General features: G+C 54.5%; 7 protein-coding genes and 1 pseudogene. 5 read left to right on the plus strand and 3 right to left on the minus strand.

Annotated features, from left to right (window positions below; genetic code table 11):
• Positions 1-221 precede the first annotated feature (221 nt).
• The 5 genes from ggt (at position 222) to BOA8489_RS19560 (ending at position 6162) form a co-directional block, all read left to right on the plus strand.
• Complete coding sequence (gene ggt, locus BOA8489_RS19535) at positions 222-2015, plus strand: gamma-glutamyltransferase (RefSeq protein ID WP_093975993.1); 1794 nt, start codon at positions 222-224, stop codon at positions 2013-2015.
• A 205-nt stretch (positions 2016-2220) separates the two neighbouring features.
• A complete protein-coding gene (locus tag BOA8489_RS19540) occupies positions 2221-2601 on the plus strand; it encodes a RidA family protein (RefSeq protein ID WP_093975994.1) in 381 nt (126 codons plus the stop codon).
• A gap of 225 nt (positions 2602-2826) precedes the next feature.
• Positions 2827-3501 carry an ankyrin repeat domain-containing protein gene (locus BOA8489_RS19545; RefSeq protein ID WP_093975995.1) on the plus strand — a complete coding sequence of 225 codons (675 nt, stop codon included), beginning with the start codon at positions 2827-2829 and terminating at the stop codon, positions 3499-3501.
• A gap of 242 nt (positions 3502-3743) precedes the next feature.
• The gene (locus BOA8489_RS19550) at positions 3744-5378 is read left to right on the plus strand and encodes a tetratricopeptide repeat protein (RefSeq protein WP_093975996.1); all 1635 of its coding nucleotides are present in this window, start codon (positions 3744-3746) and stop codon (positions 5376-5378) included.
• Between the two features lie 400 nt (positions 5379-5778).
• Entirely contained in the window at positions 5779-6162 is a 384-nt protein-coding gene (locus BOA8489_RS19560; protein WP_093975998.1) for a hypothetical protein, read from the plus strand.
• Between the two features lie 166 nt (positions 6163-6328).
• On the opposite strand, the gene BOA8489_RS19565 is transcribed toward BOA8489_RS19560, so the two are convergent.
• The 3 genes and pseudogenes from BOA8489_RS19565 to BOA8489_RS19575 all read right to left on the minus strand — a co-directional run bounded on the left by BOA8489_RS19565 (position 6329) and on the right by BOA8489_RS19575 (position 7741).
• On the minus strand, positions 6329-6775 hold the full coding sequence (locus tag BOA8489_RS19565) for a hypothetical protein (protein WP_141138349.1): 447 nt from the start codon (positions 6773-6775) through the stop codon (positions 6329-6331).
• Positions 6776-7136: 361 nt separating this feature from the next.
• Positions 7137-7640: pseudogene (locus BOA8489_RS19570) on the minus strand (recombinase family protein); the annotation flags it as partial.
• Positions 7637-7741, minus strand: coding sequence for a DUF2924 domain-containing protein (locus BOA8489_RS19575; RefSeq protein ID WP_245814005.1), 105 nt, complete (start codon positions 7739-7741; stop codon positions 7637-7639). The gene BOA8489_RS19575 and the pseudogene BOA8489_RS19570, both read right to left, overlap by 4 nt.
• Between the last annotated feature and the right edge of the window lie 44 nt (positions 7742-7785).

Here is a 7785-nt window from a genome sequence, read left to right on the forward strand (position 1 = left end):
CGATCCGCGGAACCCATCAGGGCCAGCGGTCAGATGCACCGCGCAAACAGGCCGGACACAAGACCGCTTCTGACCAGAAACCACTCGCAAAAAACGTCTTGCTTTGCAGGAGCCATCCACACAGGACGAAGGGGAAATGGGCGCCAGGAAACATCTAAATGGTTGCATTCTGCAATCCCTAGGTCAGCATCGCCGTAATTCCAGCAAACGAGGATGATCAAATGATACGCGCGTTTCTTTCATCGGTCGTGATTTCGGCATGTTTCTTAACTTCATCGTTCGCGCAACAGGCGGCAGATGCAGTTGCCCCCGAAGCTGGAAGTGCTCTATCCGATTTCGATACGCTCTCAGGGGCAGCGCAAGCTGCGCTTGCTGCAAAAGAGGCTGGGGCGCCTACAACTGCGGAAAACTGGATGGTTGCCGCGGCCAATCCGCTAGCGGTCGAAGCTGGGGCCGCCGTTCTTCGCCGTGGTGGAACAGCGGCAGATGCAATGGTTGCTGTTCAAGCTGTGCTCGGGCTGGTTGAGCCCCAATCTTCTGGGCTCGGCGGTGGAGCTTTTTTGGTTTGGTATGATGCTAACTCCGGTGAAGTGATTACTCTGGATGGTCGTGAAACCGCCCCCCTGGCTGTCACACCAACACTGTTTCAGACTGATGACGGTGAGCCGATGGGGTTCTGGGACGCGGTCGTTGGTGGCAGATCAGTTGGGACTCCTGGCACACCAATGCTGATGGAAGAAGCTCACGCGCGTTGGGGTCGCGCAGAGTGGGCCGGACTGTTTGAGAACGCGATTTCGCTGGCCGAAGACGGGTTCACAGTCTCCGAACGGATGGCGAGTTCGATAGCTGGCGGAGCCGAACGTCTTCAGACATTTACCCGAACCGCTGACTATTTCTTCCCGGGTGGTGAAGCATTGCAGGCCGGCGATACATTGGTAAACGATGACTATGCCAATACCCTCCGGCTGATCGCAGCACATGGAAGCGACGCTTTCTACACCGGCGCTATCGCGGATGATATCGTTGCCACTGTAAGAACCGCTGCGGGCAATCCCGGTGTCCTAAGCGCGACAGACCTTGCCATTTACCGAGTGATCGAGCGCGACCCCGTTTGCGTTGCGTATCGCGAAAGTGAGGTCTGCGGAATGGGACCACCATCTTCAGGGGCGCTCACCGTCGGGCAAATTCTCGGAATGTTGGATCGGTACGATCTGGCAGCGATGGGTCCCGAAAGCGCCGATGCCTGGCGCCTGATTGGTGACGCCTCGCGCTTGGCCTTTGCAGATCGCGGCCGCTACATGGCTGACAGCGATTTCGTTCCCATGCCGACCATGGGTTTGACGGCAGATTCCTATTTGGATCAACGTGCGTCGCTTCTTACTGGCGACGATGCATTGCCAGAGGTCGCCGCTGGTTCACCGGAATGGGACCACGCCATGCTTTTGGCGGACGATGAGTCCTTGGAGCTGCCGTCGACATCGCACATTTCGATCGTCGATCAGTACGGAAACGCGTTGTCCATGACGACGACCATAGAAAACGGCTTCGGTTCGCGTCTCATGGTCCGAGGATTCTTGCTTAACAATGAGCTGACGGATTTCTCATTCCGCACGCAGCGCGATGGCTTGCCAATCGCGAACCGGATTGAGCCGGGCAAACGCCCCCGTTCGTCCATGTCTCCCACAATTGTTTTGAGCAGCGGCAAACCCAGCCTTGTGATTGGTTCGCCCGGCGGCAGCAGGATCATCGGTTATGTTGCACAAGCCATCATCGCACATATCGATTGGGGCATGGATGTACAGCAAGCCGTCTCCATGCCTCATCTGGTCAATCGCTTTGGAAGCTATGACCTTGAGGAAGGAACGGATGCAGTCAATTTGGAGGCCGCGCTGACGGATTTTGGGTTCGAGGTTAATACGCGTGCTCTGAATTCGGGTCTACATGCCATTCAAGTGTCGGAATCTTTGAGCGGCGGCGCTGATCCGAGGCGCGAAGGAATTGCTTTGGGAGAATAGGCGGAAAGCCCCTTCCGTAATTTGGAGCGAGCGCAAAGCAAGAAACGACCAATTTATTTCGCGGGCAACTCGCGGCATATTCATCGAGGCCAAAACAAAAAGAAAGTTTGGCCGCGCAGCTATGCTTGTTGGTTTTCTGTTTTTGCTGCGCGTCAATTCATGAATCAGTTGGATAAACTGTAGACGAAAAAACTGGAGAGAAATCATGGAGATTAAGCGTTTTCTCATTGAGGATCAGATGAAGCCCGTGAGCCACTACTGCCATTCTGTGCGTGCAGGTGAGCTGATATGGGTTTCAGGTATAGTCGGAATGACGGCTGACGGGCATATCCCGGAGGACACGAAATCACAGTTTGATATAGCGCTAGACGCAATGGATGTATGTCTTCGTGCTGCTGGTGGCAGGCCGCACACAGTCACAAAAGTGCAGATCTTCCTGACTGACATTTCTGAACGCGGGCTCATTAATCCGGCACGCGAGGTGTATTTTGGAGAGCATCGCCCGGCCTCGACCCTTGTGGAGGTTTCAGCGCTCGTCGATCCGCGGATGAAGGTTGAAATAGAATGCATGGGAATTGCAGTCTAGGTTCTTACCTGTTCGAAGGATCGGCAGCAGCTTTAGACAGTCGTTTGTCACTGTGCATGGTCCGTACCATAAAGTGCGCAACTGATCGCAATGTCAGGAGCGAGTGATATTCGAATTGACAGATGCCTTCTTCCAACTTCCGCTTTGACCGCAATGCGGTTGTTGAGCTGGCGCCTCTGGCCGATTAGCTTGCATAGCTACTAATTACATTCAAGGGGAGCTGGAATGTTCAACAAACTACTCGTCTTCCTTATTATTTGTGCGGCCGGGAGCGCCACTGCACAAACCGAACCATCGGCTAACGAATTGGCGGCCTACGAAGGCTTGTTCCGTGCCGCGCACGAGGGAGACGTCGAGGGAATTCAAATGCTCGTTGCCGAAGGAGCAGATGTTAACGCTCGCGACGGAAGAGCTCGGACACCGCTTCATGTCGCAGCCTTTGCCTCAAACGATTTGGCGTTAAAGGCACTTGGAACCGCGGGCGCGGATATGAACGCTCTAGATTTTCAAGCATATGATGTTGTGACAATCGCCGCAGTAGCGAATGACCCGGAACTAATGACACTCGCTCTGGATCTAGGCAATGATCCGGGGTTAATCACAAGCCCCTATGACGGCACGGCGCTGATCGCGGCAGCTCACTTGGGCCATGTAGAAGTCGTCAAGCGTCTGATCGCAGCCGGCGCACCGCTGGATCACATAAACAACTTGCATTGGACCGCTGTGATGGAGGCAGTTGTGCTCGGAGATGGTGGGTCAGACCACCAGGCTGTCCTCGATGCTCTGCTCAGCGCCGGTGCCGATCGGAGTTTGGCTGACCGGAGCGGGATAACTCCACTCGAGCATGCGCGAACCAGAGGCTACCTTGAAATGGTCGAGCGATTGTCGATGGCGGAGTAATCTGAGTTGGCATAGTGTCTACCTAGAGCGTTTTGACACGTCCAATTTTGCTCACCGCCACTCCCTTATCGATAGAAACCATGTAGGTGCGAATGACGGAAACATCTCGCACAGCCGACATTGGTGCAACTCGCAGCGAACGGCCGCTCAGAGCCCAAAGCGTTCATTCATCTTGAGCGCTTTTTTTGCTGCGAACGTGAAATGTGCTAGGCTCCTTTTTGGGAATTTGAGGAGCAAAGCAGATGTCCGATTATTTTGATCTCGGAACATATAGTCGACCCGCAAGTGCTGAACCAGAAGCACAGAAATGGTTCGACCGTGGCCTGGTCTGGCTGTTTGCGTATAATCACGAAGAGGCCGTCGTATGTTTCGAACGGGCGCTTGAAGCAGATCCTGCATGCGCTCTCGCACATTGGGGCATCGCCTACGCGCTTGGCCCGAATTACAACAAGCCGTGGGAAGTGTTCACACCAGAGGAAAAAGAGCCAGCGCTTTATCGCGCTCATGTTGCTCTAAAAGCTGGCCTCGCGTTGACGAGTGCCAAGCCGGCAGAACGTGCTCTCATAGAGGCGTTGGCGTCTCGTTACCCAACCGACCCGGAGATTGAGGACTATCAGCCATTCAATGATGGTTTTGCTGCTGCAATGAAGCCTGTCTATGAGGATTACCCCGACGACCTCGACATCGTTTTTGTCTTTTCCGAGGCATTGATGAACCGGACACCATGGCAGCTTTGGGATTTTCACAAAGGCGTTCCAAACCCTAACGCATCGACGCCCGAAGCAATGGCGGCTATGGAACGTGCGTTCGACCAGACGCCCGGAGCATGGGATCACCCTGGGCTACTGCACATGTACATCCATCTAATGGAGATGTCGCCTCACCCGGAGCGTGCGCTGCGCCACGGGGATCGCTTGACAGACCTCGTCCCCGATGCCGGACACCTCGTGCACATGGGCACTCACATCGACGTTCTGTGCGGAGAGTATCAGAACGTGCTGCACCGCAATCTCCTCGCAGCCAAAGTAGACGATGCATTCAAGGAATACGCAGGTGCCGCAAATTTCTACGCACTCTATCGAATCCACAACCTTCACTTCGCTTCATACGGCGCAATGTTTCTCGCGCAGAAGGGGCCGGCCATTGATGCGGCGAAACGCCTGCGCGAGGAGGTTCCCGATGAAGTCGTCCGTTCATATCCCGATATTTTTGAAACCTTTGTCGCAGCCGCTCCACACGTCTACATCCGCTTCGGCATGTGGTCGGAAATCCTTGAGCTAAACCAGCCCGAGGACAAGGAACTCTATGTCACGACCAATGCACTAATCTTTTATGCAAAAGCAGTGGCGTTGGCGAACCTTGGACGCCACGAGGAAGCAAAGGCCGCTATGGTTGACTTCACGGCGGCCTATGCGGAGGTACCTGATACAAGAATGCTCTTCAATAACACCGCACGCGACGTGCTGGCAGTGGGAGAGGAGATGATGAAGGGAGAAATTGCGTTCAAGGCTGGGAGGCGCGAAGAAGGTCTGGACCATCTCCGCAAGGCCGTCGATCTGGACGACAATCTTGAATATGAGGAGCCCTGGTCCTGGCCGCAGCCAACCCGGCATGCGTTGGGCGCCCTTCTGCTCGAAGCTGGCGAATACGAAGAGGCCGAGGCAGTTTATCGAGCGGACCTTGGCCTCGATGGCAAGCTACCCCGTCCGAGCCAGCATCCGCGGAATGTATGGGCACTTCACGGCTTACACGAGTGCCTGATGCGTCGCGGCGAAGACGTCGAGTTGCCTCATATCAAGCTGGCGCTCGACCAAGCAGTTGCCCGTGCAGACATTCCAATACGGGCGAGTTGCCTTTGTCGTGCAAGTGCGGCCTAAGCGATCAAGAATTTACGGCCAACGGCAGTTTTGTCCGCATAGCAGTCGTTTGCGAAAAGCGCAGCGAATAACCGCTTCGAGCCCGGAGCGGACAGTCATCAGGCATCCCGACCAACACATTCGGAGACCCTCCAAACCTGTCGTGGATGTCATGGGTAACGGCGGTGGGAATGATGCGCGAACGCCTTCTGTCTGGCATTTCACACCGGAATTGGCCAGAGTTTAGAGAGTTTGCGGAGGTTATGGACGGTGGCGGCGAGATGGAACTCGTCCTTGGCGCCGTTGGGTCTTCTGAGGCGATGGCGGTCGTACTGGGTTTGACTAAGGCATCTCGCAATCGTTCCATGACCCCAAACGCGCACTTCTTGCGAGGCACGGTCCAAACAAGCTAGCCTTTGATATGGATTTGTTGGCCTATGCATTGGTGATTTACTTGACCACGGCTTTGCCGATACTGGGTTGGAGAAGCTTTGGAGCCGTCTTCATCCTGCTGCTTCTGGCAACATGGTCGGCGACAAAATACCTCGATGAGATAACGGTCAGCGCCGGCGACGGTGCCGCAATAGGCATACTCGTATTAGGCTTTTTATTCATCGGCATTACCGCATGGGTGGGACTGTTCGCTCGGAGTATGAGTTTGATTGCCCGCCAGTTTGGTCATTTCCGTCCGAAGTCATTCTGGATCGAAGCCGCCGTTTTCGCGCTTTGGCTGGGGCTAATGCGAGTTTGGGGAACTGATATTCTGGTGGCGATTTCGACTATCTTGGGCGATTTGCAGCGTTAGGTGTCGCCTCTTGTAATGGCCGAAAAGTTCTGCCGGCTTTGTCCGCAGAGCGGTCATTCAAATGAGCACCCGGTGCCGCGTTGCAGCGAACGTCTGGTTTGTCCCGCACAGCAGTCATTGGTGCCATTCGCCCGGTGTTGAAAAAAACTTTGTCCAACAAAATTCGCTAAAGTTCGCCGGAAAAAAGAATTGCAAAACCGCTCAACACCGACCTTACAATCAAGAAGGTCGGCAACATCGCGACTATATGAAGCACACGAACCAACGGGGGGCGGGGTAGCAACCATAGTATTCCGAACATTGGAGCAAATAAGATCGTCTGTTCGATTATATTTGTTAAGCGACGAGCTGAATTGAGGCAGCTCCAATCCTTTGATAAACCTATATAAAACTCTTCAATGTCACAATATACCAAACGTTCGCCAATTTTGATCGTTAAACCCGTGACACCAAAAATGTCCCAGAGAATGGCAATAATTGGCGCCCCAAAAAACGGTAAGCAGATTGCGACAATCCAAGTTTGACCGACTGACTTCAATTTGAAACCACGACTACCAAGCCAAAACAAGACCGGGGCGATTAACGCACAAGAAAAAAATACAAGCTCCGACAATTTATCCACTCCCATGGGTGGCTGGCGTGCAGTTGCTAATTAACCTGTTATATGGGTTTTTTCAAAATCTCGGGTAGATAAGACGTGTCTTTCCTGCCCGCGGGTTATTCAGCACTCCTGTTTTCTTGAAGTCTACTTCGTCCGCGAGGCGGTCATCCATTCGGCCATCGGGTGCTGAGATGTAGCAAACGGCGGGTTTGTCCCGCATAGCAGTCGTTTGCGAAAAGCGCAGCGAATAACCGCTTCGAGCCCATTCCGTTGTTCTGCAGCAATGCGGCGAAGGACTGCTCTGATGGTCAAATCGCGTGGGGCATTGGCTGGATAGGGCCTGAAAGAACTTCCGCTAGGCGTATTGCGGCCCATACCCCAGAGGCACATTGCCACCCATCCAGAGACCTTTGCGTTTAGAGGCCGCGATCTTGTCCCGGATGCGCTCTGCCGTCACTTCGCGTTCGAACTGGGCAAAGGAGAGCAATACATTGAGTGTCAGGCGCCCCATGCTGGTTGCGGTGTTGAACGACTGGGTGACCGAGACAAAGGAGGCCTCTGCCTGATCCAACCGATCCACCAGCTTGGCAAAGTCAGCAAGGGATCGCGTCAGCCTGTCGATATTGTAGACAACGATCTGATCGACCTGTTTTGCATCGACGGCCTCCATCAGCCGCTGCAGGGCAGGGCGCTCAAGATGCCCGCCTGAGATGCCTCCATCATTGTAGTGATCGGGTAGCAACTCCCACCCTTCGTGACGCTGGCTGGCGATATAGGCCTCGCAGGCCTCACGCTGCGCATCGAGCGAGTTGAAGTCCTGCTCCAGCCCATCCTCTGAGCTCTTGCGCGTGTAAATGGCGCAGCGGATACGTTTCACGCGGCGCGCCTGTTCAGTCCAAAGAAGCGGGGGCCGCTCCACTCGGCCCCTGTGATCCGTTTGGCGACCGCACTGAGAGATGAGAACGTCTGGCCGTCCATCTCAAAGCCGTCTGATGTGACGTTCACCCGATAGACGCGACCAT

The sequence above is a fragment of the Boseongicola aestuarii genome, from assembly GCF_900184815.1.
GTDB classification, from domain to species: Bacteria; Pseudomonadota; Alphaproteobacteria; order Rhodobacterales; family Rhodobacteraceae; genus Boseongicola; species Boseongicola aestuarii.

Coding starts and splice junctions, on each gene's coding strand:
- ggt (WP_093975993.1), top strand. CDS start 222: ATGATACGCGCGTTTCTTTCATCGGTCGTGATTTCGGCATGTTTCTTA.
- BOA8489_RS19540 (WP_093975994.1), top strand. CDS start 2,221: ATGGAGATTAAGCGTTTTCTCATTGAGGATCAGATGAAGCCCGTGAGC.
- BOA8489_RS19545 (WP_093975995.1), top strand. CDS start 2,827: ATGTTCAACAAACTACTCGTCTTCCTTATTATTTGTGCGGCCGGGAGC.
- BOA8489_RS19550 (WP_093975996.1), top strand. CDS start 3,744: ATGTCCGATTATTTTGATCTCGGAACATATAGTCGACCCGCAAGTGCT.
- BOA8489_RS19560 (WP_093975998.1), top strand. CDS start 5,779: ATGGATTTGTTGGCCTATGCATTGGTGATTTACTTGACCACGGCTTTG.
- BOA8489_RS19575 (WP_245814005.1), bottom strand. CDS start 7,741: ATGGACGGCCAGACGTTCTCATCTCTCAGTGCGGTCGCCAAACGGATC.